The sequence below is a fragment of the Acidovorax kalamii genome, from assembly GCF_002245625.1.
Lineage (GTDB): Bacteria > Pseudomonadota > Gammaproteobacteria > Burkholderiales > Burkholderiaceae_C > Acidovorax > Acidovorax kalamii.
On sequence record NZ_NOIG01000012.1, the window covers coordinates 60,256 to 75,325 of the forward strand.

Consider the following 15,070-nt stretch of genomic DNA (forward strand, 5'->3'; position numbering starts at 1 on the left):
GGCAAGCCCTGTACCCACCCGCTTCACACCCTTCTGAACCATGACACATCTCCCCGACACCTTGTCTTGCACCCCCCGCCGCCTGGCGGCCGTGGCCGCCCTGCTGACGCTGGCGGCGGCACCCGCCAGCCTGTGGGCGCAGCAGCCCCAGCAGCAGCCCCAGCAGCAGCCCCAGGAGCCCGCCTGGGGCCTGGGCCTGGCCGTGAGCGCCGACCGCAAGCCCTACCGCAGCTTTGACCACAAGGTGCAGCCCCTGCCCCTGGTCACCTACGAAAACCGCTGGATCAGCATCATGGGCCCGGGCGTGGACTTCAAGCTGCCCTCGGCGGGCCCCCTGGATTTGCGGCTGCGCTCCCGCTTTGGCTTCGAGGGCTACGAGGCCAAGGACTCGCCCCACCTGGCGGGCATGGCCGAGCGCAAGGGCAGCCTGTGGCTGGGCGCCGCCGCCACCTGGCACACCGGGGTGGTGGACCTGTCGGCCGAACTGCTGGCCGACGCCTCGGGCCACAGCAAGGGCCACCAGCTCACGCTGCAGGCCGAGCGCCGCTTCCAGGCAGGTGCCTTCGACCTCACCCCGCGCCTGGCCCTACAGCGCCAGGACCGCAAGGCCGTGGACTACTACTACGGCGTGGAGAAACACGAGGCCCGCCCGGGCCGCCCCGCCTACGCAGGCAGCGCGGCCGTGAACCTGCAGGCGGGCGTGCGCGTGGGCTACACCTTGGCGCCCCGGCAGTGGATGTTTGTGGATGTGAGCAGCACACGGCTGGGCAGCGCCATCAAGAACAGCCCGCTCGTGGAGCGGTCCAGCCAGCCTGCGGTGACGGCGGGGTTCTTGTACCGGTTCTGAGCCTGATTCGCCACCGGTCCGCGCGGGGCACGGCTGGGCATGGCCGGGCCCGTCAATGCCCCACGTACCGCCCCGGCCGGTGGCTGATCCACAAGAACCCGCTCATCACCAGCACCGCCAGCACCGAATACGCCACCCGCTCCACCGGCACCACAAACAGCGCCAGCAGCACCACGGTGCCGTCGATCAGCATCTGCACCTTGCCCGCGCGCATGCCATAGCGGGCCTGCAGGTACAGCGAGACCACGGTGGCGCCGCCCAGGCTGGAGCGGTGGCGCGCCAGAAACAGGCAGCCCGTGCCCAGCAGCAACCCGCCCAGCAAGGATGCGAACAGCGGGTTGAGGTAGTCCACATGCATCACGTGTGGGAACAGTTCGGTGAGCAGCGACAGCAGTGCCACACACACAAAGGTCTTGAGGGTGAACTCGCGACCCATGCGCGTCCAGGCGAACCAGTAGAACGGCAGGTTGACGACAAAGAACAACTTGCCGAACGAGATGCCGGTGACGTAATGCAGCAGAAACGCCACGCCCGCCGTGCCGCCCACCAGCAGCCCCGCCTGGTTGAACAGCATGAGCGCCATGGCCACAAACAGCGTGCCGGCAAACAGGGCCTGAGCGTCTTCGAACGCGCCGTGGCGCAGGGTGGCCGCCTGCGCGGCGGCGTCCACGGCGGAGCCTGGGGTGGGGGTGTCGGGCATGGGTAATTCAACCATCGTCGGCTGGCACAGAAAGCCTGTGCGCTGAAAAAAAGTGCATGGCAGCAGGTAGGCCGGGGTCAGCAAGCAACATGCCAAGCCCCGGCATGGCTACACCGGCGTGCAGGCCCGTGGCTCATTCGGAGTTCAAAACTTTCAAGCCTTTTTGGCCCTATGCGCCTGATAGCATTGACTTTTTAGCTATTAAATATATAGCATAACTCCATTACAAAGGGTCCGCGGCGCGGCAGCGCGGCATGCAAGCTGCTTGGCGCCTGGGGGTTGGCTCCCTACACTGAAACCCGTCGCCCCGCACCGAAAGCACCCGCCACCATGTCGCTGAGCTTCGCCTTCCACCCCCGCCTTATCGATGCGCTGCGCCGCTACGACAAAAGCCGCTGGCTGGCCGATGTGGGGGCGGGGGTCACGGTGGGCATCGTGGCGCTGCCGCTGGCCATGGCGTTTGCGATTGCCAGCGGGCTCAAGCCCGAGGCCGGGCTGTGGACGGCGATCATCGCGGGCTTTCTGATCTCGGCGCTGGGCGGTACCAATGTGCAGATTGGCGGGCCGGCGGGCGCGTTCATCGTGATCGTGTACGGCATCGTCGAGCGCTACGGCGTGGCCAACCTGCTGATCTCCACCGCCTGCGCGGGCGTGCTGCTGGTGCTGCTGGGCCTGTTCCGGCTGGGCACGCTGGTGCGCTTTGTGCCGGTGAGCATCGTGATCGGGTTCACCAACGGCATTGCGGTGCTGATTGCTCTGTCGCAGGTGAAGGACTGGCTGGGCCTGTCGATCGAGCGCATGCCGGGCAATTTTTTCTCGCAGGTGGGCACGCTGGCACAGCACCTGGGCAGCTTCAACCCCTACGCCTTTGGGCTGGGCGCGGCCTGCGTGGCCGGTTTGTTCGTGTGGCCCAAGCTCACGATGAAGGAATCGCCCGTGATGCGGGTGCTGGAGCAGCACACGGTGCGCAGCTTTGCGCGCGTGCCCGCGCCCGTGGTCGCCCTGGTCACGCTGAGCCTGCTGGCCTGGGCGCTCCAGCTGCCGGTGGAGACCATCGGCTCGCGCTTTGGCGGCATTCCGCAGGCGCTGCCGGTGTTTGCGCTGCCCGATTTTTCGTGGGAGACGGTGCGCCTGCTGGTCACGCCCACGCTGACCATTGCGCTCTTGGGCGCCATCGAGTCGCTGCTGTGCGCGCGTGTGGCCGACCAACTGGCCACCGACCCGCACCACAAGAAGCACGACCCCAACCAGGAGCTGGTGGCCCAGGGCCTGGCCAATATCGTGGTGCCGTTTTTTGGCGGCATGCCCGCCACGGGCACCATCGCGCGCACGGTGACCAACATCCGCTCGGGCGCCACCTCGCCGATTGCGGGCATGGTGCATGCGCTCACGCTGGCCGTGATCGTGCTGGTGGCCGCGCCGCTGGCGCTGCACATTCCGCTGGCAGTGCTGGCGGGCATCCTGCTGTTTGTGGCCTGGAACATGGGCGAATGGCACGAATTTGTGCGCCTCAAGCACTTCAGCAACCACTACCGGCTGCTGATGCTGGGCACGTTTTTCCTCACCGTGGTGTTCGACCTCACGGTGGCGGTCGAGGTGGGCCTGTTCATGGCCTGCGCGCTGTTTGTGCGGCGCATGAGCGCGCTGTTCCGCGTGGAGCGGCAGCCCGCCCCGGACACCGCCGCACCCCCCCGGCACCCGGCCGCCACCTGGCGCCTGCACGGCGCGCTGTTCTTTGGCGCCGCCGCCAAGCTGGACACCATCATCCAGGCCGTGGAGGCGGGCCCGCCCGGCCTGGACGTGGTGCTGGACGCGAGCGAACTGGTGGCGCTGGACACCACCGGGCTCGATGCGCTGGCCCAGCTGCTCAAGGCCGTGGCGGCGCGCGGCGGGCGCCTGCGCATCGAGCACCTGCACGAGCAGCCACGTTCACTCATTGAGCGATCGGGCTTTGGCGCGCGGCTGGCGGCACAGGACGATCTGGCCGTTTAAGCCGCGCTGATGGGGAAGGTCGCAGGCTGAAAGGCCCTACTTGCCGCCCTTGAACTCCGGCGCATCCATGTCCGCCCCGGTCTGCGTGCGCAGCACCACATGGTCGGGCCCGTGGACCACCGTGAACACCTTGGCCTGGTTGGGCGCTTCCAGGTAGCGCCAGTCCACCCAGGTCTCCTTCTTCAGCTCGTAGGGCGTGGACTTGGCGGGTTTGCCCAGCAGGCGGCGCACCTCGTCCATGCGCATGCCGGGCGACACGCGTGCAAAGGTTTCGGGCGTGAGCACCTGGCGCAGCGCGGTCATGCGGCCATCGGGGCCGATGGTGATCATGTAGTTGACCTGGCCCGCAGGCTGGCGGTTGTACTCGAAGGTGCGCGCGCCGCCGGGCTCGTCCCAGACGTTCTCGGGCGCGCCAAAGCGGTCGCGCACGTCGGCTTCGGTCGATACGCCTTCCTTCAGCTCGCTGATGCGCTGGGGGTCGCAGGCGGTGAGGGCGATCAGGGAAAAAGCGGCCGCTGCCAGGGCAGCGGCGCGATATATCAAGCGCATAAATTCGTCCCGGTAAAATCTTGGACCTTTGGTGCGTCACTGTGTCTGACGCGTTCCAAGAAAGAGATTCACAGTCCATGTCCATTTTCCGCCGCCCCGACTACCAGTCCGACGCCACCCAGTTCATCAACCAGCTCAAGGCCAGCCGCCCCGAGCTGGACCAGCAGCAGCAAGCCGGCCGCGCCCTGCTGTGGGACAAGCAGGTAGACCGCAAGATCTGGGGCGAGTACCGCGAGGGCCAGGTGGCCCAGAAGCCCTACGTCTACCAGACGAACGCGGATTAAGCACCAAATTGGCCTTCTGCGCCTGTCCATCAAGCGCTGATAGCTCATATTTTTATAGCACCCCATGACCACCGCGAGCGCAGCCGACACGGCCGATTCGCCGGACATGCCCGCCCTGGATGCGGCAGGCATGCCCGACGTGGTGGACCAGGTGGCGCTGGCGCGCCTGTATGGCGAGCCGCTGTTTGCGCTGCCCAACGACCTGTACATCCCGCCCGACGCGCTCGAAGTCTTCCTCGAAGCCTTTGAAGGCCCGCTGGACCTGCTGCTGTACCTGATCCGCAAGCAGAATTTCAACATCCTCGACATCCCCATGGTGGGGGTGACCAAGCAGTACCTGGCGTATGTAGACGAGATCCGCAGCCGCAACCTGGAGCTGGCGGCCGAGTATTTGCTGATGGCGGCGATGCTCATCGAGATCAAGTCGCGCATGCTGCTGCCGCCCAAAAAGCAGGAAGGCGGCGAGGAGCCCGAAGACCCGCGCGCCGAGCTGGTGCGCCGCCTGCTCGAATACGAGCAGATGAAGATGGCCGCCGCCCGCCTGGGGCAGTTGCCGCAGTACGGCCGTGACTTCCTCAAGGCCCAGGTCTACATCGAACAAAGCCTGCAGCCGCGCTTCCCCGACGTGCATGTGGTGGAGCTGCAAGAGGCATGGCGCGACATTCTGAAGCGCGCCAAGCTCGTCCAGCACCACAAGATCACACGCGAAGAGCTGAGCGTGCGCGAATACATGAGCATGGTGCTCAAGACGCTGCAGGGCCGCCGCTTTGTGGAATTTGAAGAACTCTTCGAGCCCGAAAAAGGCAGCACCGTGCTGGTGGTGACCTTCATCGCCCTGCTGGAGCTGGCCAAAGAGACGCTGATCGAGATCACGCAGGCCGAGGCCTTCGCACCCATCTACGTGCGCCTCGCCTATGTACCGGCATGACACCCCCTGAGCGGCTGCGCCGCTTCCCCCTCTCTCGCTGCGCGGGAGGGGGACGCCACCGGTGGCCTGGCAAAGCCAGCTCCACGGTGGCACTGGCCTGAAGCAGCGCCGTTTCCAACGGCAATTACGGACCCCTTATGGCATCCCACGACTTCGACGTTCTCATCGTAGGCAGCGGCCTCGCTGGCCTCTCGGCCGCGCTGCACCTGGCGCCCACCCACCGCGTGGCCGTGATCACCAAGCGCACGCTGCAAGATGGATCGAGCGGCTGGGCCCAGGGCGGCATTGCCGCCGTGCTGGCCGACGACGACAGCTTTGCCGCACACATCGAAGACACGCTGGTGGCCGGTGCGGGCCTGTGCGACCTGGCCACCACCCGCTTTGTGGTGGAGAACGCGCCCGCATCGATCGCCTGGCTGCGCGAGCTGGGCGTGCCCTTCACGCTCGAAGGCGACCAGCTGCACCTGACGCGCGAAGGCGGTCACAGCGCGCGCCGCATCGCCCATGTGACCGATGCCACCGGCGCAGCCGTGCAGCGCACGCTGATCGACGTGGTGCGCAGCACCCCCGGCATCACGCTGTTCGAGCAGCACACGCTGGTGGACCTGATCACCACGCGCAAGCTGGGCTTGCCGGGCCACCGCTGCCTGGGGCTGTATGCGCTGGACAGCGACACCGATGAGGTCGTCACCTTCCGCGCACCGCAGACCATTCTGGCCACGGGCGGCGCAGGCAAGGTGTACCTGTACACCACCAACCCCGACACCGCCACGGGCGACGGCATTGCCGCCGCCTGGCGCGCGGGCTGCCGCGTGGCGAACATGGAGTTCATCCAGTTCCACCCCACGGGCCTGTACCACCCGCACGAAAAGTCCTTCCTCATCAGCGAGGCCGTGCGCGGCGAGGGCGGGCAACTCAAACTGCCCCCCTCGGCCGGTGGCACGCGCTTCATGCTGGACCACGACCCGCGCGCCGAACTGGCCCCGCGCGACGTGGTGGCCCGCGCCATCGACTTCGAGATGAAAAAACACGGCCTCGATTGCGTGCACCTCGACATCTCGCACCAGAGCCCCGCGTTTTTGCAGGAGCATTTCCCCAACATCCTGGCCCACTGCGCGTCGCTGGGCATCGACATCACGAAGGAGCCGATCCCCGTGGTGCCCACCGCCCACTTCACCTGTGGCGGCGTGCTGACCGACCTGGCGGGCCGCACCGACCTTCCCGGCCTGTACGCCGTGGGCGAAGTGGCCTGCACCGGCCTGCACGGCGCCAACCGCCTGGCCAGCAACTCGCTGCTCGAATGCATGGTGTTTGCACGCGCCGCCGCGCAGGCCATCGCCGCAGCGCCGACCACAGAACTGCCCACCGTGCCCGCCTGGGACGACAGCCGCGTGACCGATGCGGATGAATCCGTCGTCATCTCCCACAACTGGGACGAGTTGCGCCGCTTCATGTGGGACTATGTGGGCATCGTGCGCACCAACAAGCGGCTGGAGCGCGCCGCGCACCGCATTGCGATGCTGCAGGGCGAGATCCAGGAGTTCTACGCACACTTCCACGTCACGCGCGACCTGCTGGAGCTGCGCAACCTGGTGCAGGTGGCCGACCTCATCGTGAAAAGCGCCCAGCTGCGCCGCGAAAGCCGGGGCCTGCATTTCAGCCGCGACTACCCCGAGGTGGCAGCGCCTGCCGCCCCCACCCTTCTCGTCCCTCCGGTGCCCCGATGACCTACAGCGTCAAAGAAATTTTCTACACCCTGCAAGGCGAAGGCGGCCAGGCGGGCACACCCGCCGTGTTCTGCCGCTTTGCAGGCTGCAACCTCTGGACGGGCCGCGAGCAGGACCGCGCGCAGGCCATCTGCCAGTTCTGCGACACCGACTTTGTGGGCACCGATGGCACGCTGGGCGGCAAGTTCGAAACGGCCACGGCACTGGCGGAATTGATCGCCGCCCAATGGCCTGCAGGCGCGGGCCACCGCCTGGTGGTGCTGACCGGTGGCGAGCCGCTGCTGCAGGTGGACCGTGAACTCATCGACGCCCTGCACGCGCAGCAATTCCGCATCGCGGTCGAAAGCAACGGCACCGTGGCCGCGCCCGAAGGCATCGACTGGCTGTGCATCAGCCCCAAGGCGGGCGCGCCCTGGGTGCAGCGCAGCGGGCAAGAGCTGAAACTCGTCTGGCCCCAGCCCGGCTTTGACCTGTTGGCGCTGGAGCAGGACACGCAGTTCACCCACCGATTCCTGCAGCCCATGGACGGCCTGCTGCAGCGCCAGAACACTGCCGCCTGCATTGACGCCTGCCTGGCCCACCCCGCATGGCGACTGAGCCTGCAAACCCACAAGCTCACCGGCATCCGGTGAGCGGCTTTCTTTTTTTGGTTCCCGTATGTTGTTCACCATCTCCCAGCGCTTCTTCTTCGACGCCGCCCACACCCTGCGCCGCGAAATCGAGGCCGAAGGCAGCCGCCGCGTGCACGGCCACACCTACCACGCCGAAGTCTTTCTGAGCGGCCCGCGCGATCCGGCCACCGGCATGGTGCTGGACCTGGGCCTGCTGCGCCGGGGCCTGGAGGTGGTGCGCGAGCAGCTGGACCACCACATGCTGGACGACGTGCCCGGCCTGGGCACCCCCACGCTGGAGAACCTGTGCGTTTTCATCGCCCAGGCCCTGCCCGCCGACCTGCGCCCCAGCGTGAGCCGCGTGCGCGTGTGGCGCGAAGCGCTGGGCGACAGCTGCGTGCTGGACTTTCCGCAGCCCTGATCGATCACGGCCCTGCCGCCGGCAGGCCCCCCATTCACAGACTTCACTGAAGGAAGCCGATGTTCCGCACCCTGCTCAAATCCAAGATCCACCGCGTGGCCGTGACCCAGTGCGAGCTGCACTACGAAGGCTCCTGCGCCATCGACGAGGACCTGCTCGACGCGGCCAACATCGCCGAGAACGAGCAGATTCACATCTGGAACATCAACAACGGCGAGCGTTTTGTCACCTATGCCATCAAGGGCCAGCGCGGCAGCGGCATGATCTCGGTGAACGGCTCGGCCGCACGCCGCGCTTCCGCAGGCGACCTCATCATCATTGCGGCCTTTGCGCAGGTGCATGAAGACCAGGTCGGCACGCACCGGCCGCAGCTGGTGTTTGTGGACGAGCACAACCGCCAGACCGGGCTGCGCCACGCGGTGCCCACCCAGGCCCTGTAACCATGCAGCCAAAACACGACGGGCTGGTGGCCCGCAGTCTGGCCGCCGTCTGGCACCCTTGCACCCAGATGAAGCGGCACGAAGCCCAGCCGCCCGTGGCCATTGCCCGCGCGCAAGGCCCGTGGCTCCATGGCACCGATGGCCAACGTTATCTGGACGGCATCAGCTCCTGGTGGGTCAACCTGTTCGGCCACAGTCACCCACACATCCAGGCCGCGCTGGTGGACCAGCTGGGCCAGCTGGACCATGTGATGCTGGCGGGCTTCACCCATGCGCCTGTGGTGGAGCTGTCCGAGCGCCTGGCCGCACTCACGGGCCTGGGCCATGCGTTTTATGGCAGCGACGGCGCAGCCGCCACCGAGATCGCGCTCAAGATGAGCGCGCACTACTGGCGCAACACCGGCCGCCCTGCCAAGAGCCGCTTTGTGGGCCTGGCCGGTGGCTACCACGGAGAAACCGTGGGCGCACTGGCCGTGACCGACATTGCCATCTTCCGCGAGGCCTATGCCCCGCTGGTGCGCCTGGCCGACACCGTGCCCAGCCCCGATGCACACGGCGCCGCCCCGGGCGAAACCGCGCAAGACGTAGCCCGGCGCGCCGCTGCGGCGCTGGAGGCATGGCTGCAGGAGCACCACAGCACCACCGCAGCCTTCATCGTCGAGCCCCTGGTGCAATGCGCCGCTGGCATGGCCCTGCACGACCCCGAATACCTGCGCCTGGCGCGTGCGCTGTGCAACCGCTACGAGGTGCACCTGGTGGTGGACGAGATCGCCGTGGGCTTTGGCCGCACGGGCACGATGTTCGCGCACCAGCAGGCGGGCATCCGACCGGATTTCATCTGCCTGTCCAAGGGCCTCACGGGCGGCACGCTGCCGCTGTCGGCCGTGCTGACGACGGACGCGGTCTATGCCGCGTTCTACGACGATGATGTGGCGCGCGGCTTTCTGCATTCGCACTCGTACACCGGCAACCCGCTGGCCTGCCGCGCGGCGCTGGCCACGCTGGAACTGTTTGAGCAACTGGACGCGCTGAACGCCAACAAGACGCTGGCGCAGCACATCGACACAGCCTGCAAGCCCCTCACACAGCACCCGCGTGTGCGGCATGCGCGGCGGCTGGGCATGATCTGGGCCTGGGATGTGGACACCACGCTGCCCGACTTTGCGCGCCGCTATCACCAGCACGCTATGACACGGGGGCTGGTGCTGCGGCCGATCGGGAAAACGCTGTATGCCATGCCGCCCTATGTGCTCGACGACGAGGCCGTGCAATGCCTGGCCAGCGGCGCGCTCGATGCGCTGAACGCCACCCTGCAGGAGGAAAGTTGATGATGGGATGTTTTGTGACCGGCACCGACACCGGTGTCGGCAAGACGCTGGTGTCCGCCGGGCTGCTGCATGCGCTGGCACGCCACCACCGCCGCGTGGTGGGCATGAAGCCGGTGGCGGCGGGCCTGGTGCCCTGGGGTGAGGACTGGGCCAGCGAAGACGCGATCGCGCTGCGCTCGGCCTCCACCCTGGCCGTGCCGCCCGCGCTGGACAACCCCGTGCTGCTGCCCGACCCGCTCTCGCCCCACATCGCGGCCGCACGGGCGGGTGTAGAGATCGACATCGCCGCCATCGTTGCGAGCTACCAGGCGCTGGCCGCCCAGGCCGATGCCGTGGTGGTGGAGGGCGCGGGCGGCTTCCACGTGCCGCTCACCGACACGCTCACGGGTGCCGACCTGGCCCAGGCGCTGGCCCTGCCCGTGGTGCTGGTGGTGGGCCTGCGCCTGGGCTGCCTCAACCACGCCCTGCTCACGGCCGAGGCGATTCACGCGCGCGGCCTCACGCTGGCGGGCTGGGTGGCCAACCGCATCGACCCGGAGATGGGCGCCGCCGACGAGAACATCGCCTACCTGCGCGCACGCCTCAACGCCCCGCTGCTGGCCGAGGTGCCCTACCAGGACCTGCCCGAACCCGGCAGCCTGGTGTTTGACCTGCCCAAGGACTGGCAATGACAAGCCGTACGGCACCCCAGCCCTCGTGGCTGGACGAGATTCCCGCGCGCCTGGCCGACATCGAGCGCGCCCACCTGCTGCGCCGCCGCCGCGTGGTGGAGCCTGCTGGCGGCGCCCGCCTGCGGGTGGACGGCCAGACCATGCTGGCTTTTTGCAGCAATGACTACCTGGGCCTGGCCAGCCACCCCGCGCTGTCCGAGGCGGCGCGCGAGGCCACCCACCACTTTGGCGTGGGCTCGGGCGGCTCGCCCCTGGTCAGCGGCCACAGCGCCGCCAACGATGCGCTGGAGCACGACCTGGCCGCCTTTGTGCAACTGCCCCGCGCGCTCTACTTCTATGCGGGCTATGCCACCAACACCGGCATCATCCCCGCGCTGGTGGGCGATGGCGATGCGCTGTTCTCCGATGCGCTCAACCACGCCTGCCTGATCGACGGTGCCCGCCTCTCGCGCGCCACCATCCACCGCTATCCGCATGCCGACCTGGCCGCACTCGAAACGCAGCTTGCCGCCAGCCCCGCGCGGCGCAAGCTGGTCATCAGCGACGCGGTGTTCAGCATGGACGGCGACCTGATCGACATCCCCGCCCTGCTGGCGCTGTGCGAGCACTACGACGCGCTGCTGCTGCTGGACGACGCCCATGGCTTGGGAGTGCTGGGACCGCAGGGGCGCGGCAGCCTGGCACAGGCCGGGCTGACGGGACCCAACGCTTCGCGACGCGTGCTCTACATGGCCACACTGGGCAAGGCGGCCGGTGTGGCCGGCGCATTTGTGGCGGGTGATGCTGCGCCCATCGAATGGCTGCTGCAAAAGACCCGCACCTACATCTTTGCCACGGCCGCTCCCCCCCTGTTGGCAAGCGCCTTGCGCAAAAGCCTGGAGCTGATTGCCGCTGCGGACGACCTGCGGGAGGGGCTGCGCCAGCGCATCGCCCAATTGCGCGAAGGCCTGGCCACGCTGCCCCCAGAACTGGGCTGGCACCTGCTGCCATCCCACACGGCGGTGCAGGCGCTCGTCATCGGCAGCAACGAAGCGGCCCTGGCCGCGATGGAAAGCCTGCGCCAGCGGGGCCTGTGGGTGCCCGCCATCCGACCGCCCACGGTGCCTGCAGGCACGGCCCGGCTGCGCATTGCGCTGTCGGCCGCGCACACGGCGGCAGATGTGGACGAGTTGCTGGCCGCGCTGGGGGCCCATGCCACCGACTGCGTGGCAGCTCTTCAACAAAAAGCCGCAGGCACCAGCGCGGCGCCTGCGGCAGCTATCGCCTGAACACAGCCTGATGGCTCCGCCGACCCCATACAAGCCGCAGGGTCGGCGGGGCACTATCAGGTGCTTTCCTTCACCACACGTCCGTTGAGTGGCTGCAGCGGCCGCGCATTCGCGTTGTAGAGCTGGCGGAACGCCTTGATCTGCTGCGCGCCCAGTTTCACGGGTTCCTTGAGCACCATCCATTGCACACCCTCGGAGCAGGGCGGCGTGGTCAACGAACCGGCAAAGCTGTAGTAGCCCTTCTTGGCAGGCAACAGGGTGCTGGCGTCCAGCGTGAGCCCGTCCACCGTCAGCTGCTCACCCACCCGCGGCAGGTGCGCAAAGATGGGCGCCCAGGCGGCATTCGTCTTGCCCGGCTGGATCAGCACGGCCACCACGCCCAGGCCACCGTCCGCAGCCTTGTGCACAAAGTGCGCCACCATGGCCGCGTGCTTGCCGCCAATGGCCTCTTCACTGGGGGTGTGGAAGTGGAACTGGAGCAGATCCATCGCCTTGCCATCCACCACCAGCTTGCTGCCCGCAGGCATGTTCACCTGCACAGTGTGTCCGTTGTTGACCAGCGTGGGGGCACCTGCGATGTACTGAAAGTCGAGCGCGGGCAGCGCCTCCTTCACGGTGTTGCGGATGTCGATGGGGCTTTGCGCCGCACCACGTGCACAGGCCTCAAAGCCAGGCTCCAGCGCGCCCCAGTGGGCGGCGCCGTGTTTTCCCTTGTATTCCCAGTGCCGGTGGGCGCCCTCGGCGCTGGCCCAGGTGGCGGCGCCCAGCACAAGTGCAAGCAGGGTGGATTTTTGAATCAGATGGAAGGAGGTCATGACTTCGAATGAACAAGGGATGGATAAAAAGACGCCACTGGCAAGCAGCAACGTGATCGTTGTGAGCCCTGCTTAATCGCAGCTTAAACTGGCTGGTGCCACTGATGGCCACAGGGTTGCTGACCAGCGCCGTCAGCGCCCCCACCCCATCGCTTTTGAACCGGGTCGAATCCCATCGACCGAACCGAGCCCCTCGCCATGCCGCACCTCACCATCGAATACTCTGCCAACCTGCCCCACTACCCCGAGGCCGAAACGCTGACCGCCCTCAACGCCACCCTGTGCGCCCACCCCCAGGTGCAGGACGAGGCCGACCTGAAGACGCGCTTCATCGTGGCCGACAGTTTCGAGATCGGCATTGCCCCCGCCAACCGCGCTTTTGTGCATGCGCAGCTGCGCCTGCTGGCGGGCCGCACGCCCGAGGCCAAGACCGAGCTGGCGGGCCGCATTGCCGCCGTGCTGCGCGAACGCACGCCCCGGCCGCAGGGCGTGATGGTGCAGCTGAGCGTGGAGATCGTGGACATGGACCGGCCGAGCTATGTGAAGGAACGGCTCTGAAAATTGGATAGCAGCCAGCGCTTGATCCACGGGCGCTGGGGGCCTATTTCATTCAAATTTTCTATTCACTCTCCAGCTCGGCGGCCAGCCAGCCGCGCAGGCTGTTGATAAAGGCCCAGCCCTGCACCCGGGGCACATCGGCCACACGCAGCACCGCCTCCACCACCCGGCCCTCGCGCAGCGCCACGGCGCGGCCCACGCCGGGCAGCAGGCCGCTGGACAGGGGCGGTGTCACCCACCGCCCATCGATGAGCGCGGCAATGTTGCCGAAGGTGCTCTCGGTGATCTCACCCGCCTCGTTCCACAGCACGGTGTCGAACACGCCGGGCGCGGTGGGCGCAAACGCCGCGTAGTGCGCGCGGCGCGTGGTCTTGTAACGCACAAATTCGCTGTGGGCTTCGGCAAAAGCACTCTTTGCCAGTTGCAAGCGCACGGGCTCCTGCGTGGGCAGCAGGGCAAAGGCCTCGGCCCGGGGCACGCCCGTGGCGCCCAGCAGCAGGCGCACGCGCCAGGCGCCGTCGGCATGGTCTGCCGCCAGTGCCTGCAGGCATTGCGACACGGCCGCCGCATCCCAGGGCACGCCGAAATGTGCAGCCGCTGATTGCAGGCGCGCCAGGTGCTCGTCCCGGTGCCGGAAAACGCCCCCCTGCAACGCCAGGGTTTCAAGCAGGTCAAAGGGCTGGCTCGCGCGCTCCACAAACGCGCGCTTGTGCTGCCACTCATTCCACTCGGCATCGGCCAATGCCCCCGAAGTGATGCCGCTGCCGATACCACAGGTGGCGCGAACGGTGTCCCCTTCAGGACGCAGCACCACGGTGCGGATGGGCACGTTGAAGGTCGCGGCCACCGCATGCTGGCCTTGCGCATCGGGCGGGCTGGCCGGGCGCACCACACCCACGGCACCGCAGTACACGCCGCGCGGCGCGCCTTCCAGCGCGTGGATCATCTGCATGGCGCGCACCTTGGGCGCCCCGGTGACGGAGCCGCAGGGGAACAGCGCGGCAAACACGTCCGTGAGCGTGGTGCCGGGCCGCGTGCGCGCGGTCACGTCCGAGGTCATCTGCCACACGGTGGGCAGGGCCTGGGTGGCAAACAGCACGGGCACACGCACGCTGTGGGGCTGCGCAATGCGCGACAGGTCGTTGCGCAGCAGGTCCACGATCATCACGTTCTCGGCACGCTCCTTGGGCGCCGTGCGCAGGTGCGCGGCCTGCTGCGCGTCCTCTTCGGGCGTGGCGCCGCGCGGGGCGGTGCCTTTCATGGGGCGGGCCAGGATGTGGCCGCCCCCGGACGCATCCTGCCAATCAAAGAACAGTTCGGGCGAGACCGACAGCACCTGCTCGCCCCCGGTGTCGATGTGCGCCGCATACCCGCCGGGCTGGGCGCGCAGCAGTGCGGCAAACAGGGCTGGGGCCGAGCCTTGCAGCGTGCCACGAAGGGGGGCGGTGTGGTTGACCTGGTACAGCTCGCCCGCCGCAATCGCCTGCTGGATCTGTGCCAGCGCGGCATCAAAAGGGGCGCGGTCGGGGCTGTCGTTCCACGTCACCTGCGCGGGTGGTTCTGCACCTTGGCCGTCATCGCACGCGGGCCAGGGCAGCGGCGCGTCGTACACCGCAAACCAGGCCAGCGGGCCGTCGGCCGCGTGGGTCAGCAGTGCCGCATCGAAGGCGGCAGCCGCCTCGTAACGCACGCAGCCCACACACCAGCGGCCTTGTTGCGCGGCCGCAAACACGGCATCCAGCACGCCACGCACCTCGTGCAGCGCATGGGCGGCCAGCACTTCGCGCGGTGTGCCAAAGGCGTGGCGCAGGCGCGGGGCGCCGGGGTCCAGCGGCTGGGTGAAATCAATGCGGGAAATCACAAACAAAAAAGGCCACTGGCGCCTGACCAGTGGACATAGTTAGCTATCAATAACAGAGCATCCGGTTCTA

The 15,070-nt window shown here is 67.7% G+C and carries 16 protein-coding genes; 12 read left to right on the top strand and 4 right to left on the bottom strand.

Annotated elements, in window-relative coordinates; all coding sequences use genetic code 11:
* Positions 1 to 40 precede the first annotated feature (40 nt).
* Positions 41 to 847 carry a MipA/OmpV family protein gene (locus CBY09_RS19770; RefSeq protein ID WP_094291286.1) on the top strand — a complete coding sequence of 269 codons (807 nt, stop codon included), beginning with the start codon at positions 41 to 43 and terminating at the stop codon, positions 845 to 847.
* A 52-nt stretch (positions 848 to 899) separates the two neighbouring features.
* Here the strand turns inward: CBY09_RS19770 and CBY09_RS19775 are convergent, their stop codons facing one another.
* Positions 900 to 1,547 carry a YitT family protein gene (locus CBY09_RS19775; protein ID WP_094291287.1) on the bottom strand — a complete coding sequence of 216 codons (648 nt, stop codon included), beginning with the start codon at positions 1,545 to 1,547 and terminating at the stop codon, positions 900 to 902.
* A 330-nt stretch (positions 1,548 to 1,877) separates the two neighbouring features.
* Here CBY09_RS19775 and CBY09_RS19780 point away from each other — a divergent pair, with 330 nt between their 5' ends.
* The gene (locus CBY09_RS19780) at positions 1,878 to 3,539 is read left to right on the top strand and encodes a SulP family inorganic anion transporter (protein ID WP_094291288.1); all 1,662 of its coding nucleotides are present in this window, start codon (positions 1,878 to 1,880) and stop codon (positions 3,537 to 3,539) included.
* Between the two features lie 36 nt (positions 3,540 to 3,575).
* Here the strand turns inward: CBY09_RS19780 and CBY09_RS19785 are convergent, their stop codons facing one another.
* A complete protein-coding gene (locus tag CBY09_RS19785) occupies positions 3,576 to 4,088 on the bottom strand; it encodes an outer membrane protein assembly factor BamE (RefSeq protein WP_094291289.1) in 513 nt (170 codons plus the stop codon).
* A gap of 77 nt (positions 4,089 to 4,165) precedes the next feature.
* Between CBY09_RS19785 and CBY09_RS19790 the strand changes: the two genes are divergently transcribed.
* From CBY09_RS19790 to bioF, 9 genes are all read left to right on the top strand, one after another.
* Positions 4,166 to 4,372, top strand: coding sequence for a DUF3460 family protein (locus tag CBY09_RS19790; protein ID WP_094291290.1), 207 nt, complete (start codon positions 4,166 to 4,168; stop codon positions 4,370 to 4,372).
* Between the two features lie 64 nt (positions 4,373 to 4,436).
* Positions 4,437 to 5,300 (top strand): segregation and condensation protein A, encoded by an 864-nt coding sequence (locus CBY09_RS19795; protein ID WP_240515796.1) that lies wholly within the window; start codon positions 4,437 to 4,439, stop codon positions 5,298 to 5,300.
* A gap of 137 nt (positions 5,301 to 5,437) precedes the next feature.
* Complete coding sequence (nadB, locus tag CBY09_RS19800) at positions 5,438 to 7,027, top strand: L-aspartate oxidase (RefSeq protein ID WP_094291291.1); 1,590 nt, start codon at positions 5,438 to 5,440, stop codon at positions 7,025 to 7,027.
* Complete coding sequence (gene queE, locus CBY09_RS19805; RefSeq protein WP_094291292.1) at positions 7,024 to 7,659, top strand: 7-carboxy-7-deazaguanine synthase; 636 nt, start codon at positions 7,024 to 7,026, stop codon at positions 7,657 to 7,659. The genes nadB and queE overlap by 4 nt, the downstream gene beginning before the upstream one ends.
* 25 nt (positions 7,660 to 7,684) lie before the next feature.
* Positions 7,685 to 8,059 carry a 6-carboxytetrahydropterin synthase gene (locus CBY09_RS19810; protein WP_094291293.1) on the top strand — a complete coding sequence of 125 codons (375 nt, stop codon included), beginning with the start codon at positions 7,685 to 7,687 and terminating at the stop codon, positions 8,057 to 8,059.
* Positions 8,060 to 8,118: 59 nt separating this feature from the next.
* Positions 8,119 to 8,499, top strand: a complete 381-nt coding sequence (gene panD, locus CBY09_RS19815) for an aspartate 1-decarboxylase (RefSeq protein WP_094291294.1) — start codon at positions 8,119 to 8,121, stop codon at positions 8,497 to 8,499.
* Between the two features lie 2 nt (positions 8,500 to 8,501).
* Positions 8,502 to 9,827, top strand: a complete 1,326-nt coding sequence (gene bioA, locus CBY09_RS19820; RefSeq protein WP_094291295.1) for an adenosylmethionine--8-amino-7-oxononanoate transaminase — start codon at positions 8,502 to 8,504, stop codon at positions 9,825 to 9,827.
* A complete protein-coding gene (gene bioD, locus CBY09_RS19825; RefSeq protein WP_094291296.1) occupies positions 9,827 to 10,498 on the top strand; it encodes a dethiobiotin synthase in 672 nt (223 codons plus the stop codon). Before bioA ends, bioD begins: the two co-directional genes overlap by 1 nt.
* Positions 10,495 to 11,766, top strand: a complete 1,272-nt coding sequence (gene bioF, locus CBY09_RS19830; protein ID WP_094291297.1) for an 8-amino-7-oxononanoate synthase — start codon at positions 10,495 to 10,497, stop codon at positions 11,764 to 11,766. The genes bioD and bioF overlap by 4 nt, the downstream gene beginning before the upstream one ends.
* A 56-nt stretch (positions 11,767 to 11,822) precedes the next feature.
* Here bioF and CBY09_RS19835 read toward each other — a convergent pair whose 3' ends face one another.
* Complete coding sequence (locus CBY09_RS19835) at positions 11,823 to 12,581, bottom strand: carbonic anhydrase (RefSeq protein WP_094291298.1); 759 nt, start codon at positions 12,579 to 12,581, stop codon at positions 11,823 to 11,825.
* A 198-nt stretch (positions 12,582 to 12,779) separates the two neighbouring features.
* On the opposite strand from CBY09_RS19835, the gene CBY09_RS19840 reads away from it, so the two are divergent.
* Complete coding sequence (locus tag CBY09_RS19840) at positions 12,780 to 13,139, top strand: 5-carboxymethyl-2-hydroxymuconate Delta-isomerase (RefSeq protein ID WP_094291299.1); 360 nt, start codon at positions 12,780 to 12,782, stop codon at positions 13,137 to 13,139.
* 61 nt (positions 13,140 to 13,200) lie between these two features.
* Here the strand turns inward: CBY09_RS19840 and CBY09_RS19845 are convergent, their stop codons facing one another.
* On the bottom strand, positions 13,201 to 15,006 hold the full coding sequence (locus CBY09_RS19845) for a chorismate-binding protein (protein WP_094291300.1): 1,806 nt from the start codon (positions 15,004 to 15,006) through the stop codon (positions 13,201 to 13,203).
* Between the last annotated feature and the right edge of the window lie 64 nt (positions 15,007 to 15,070).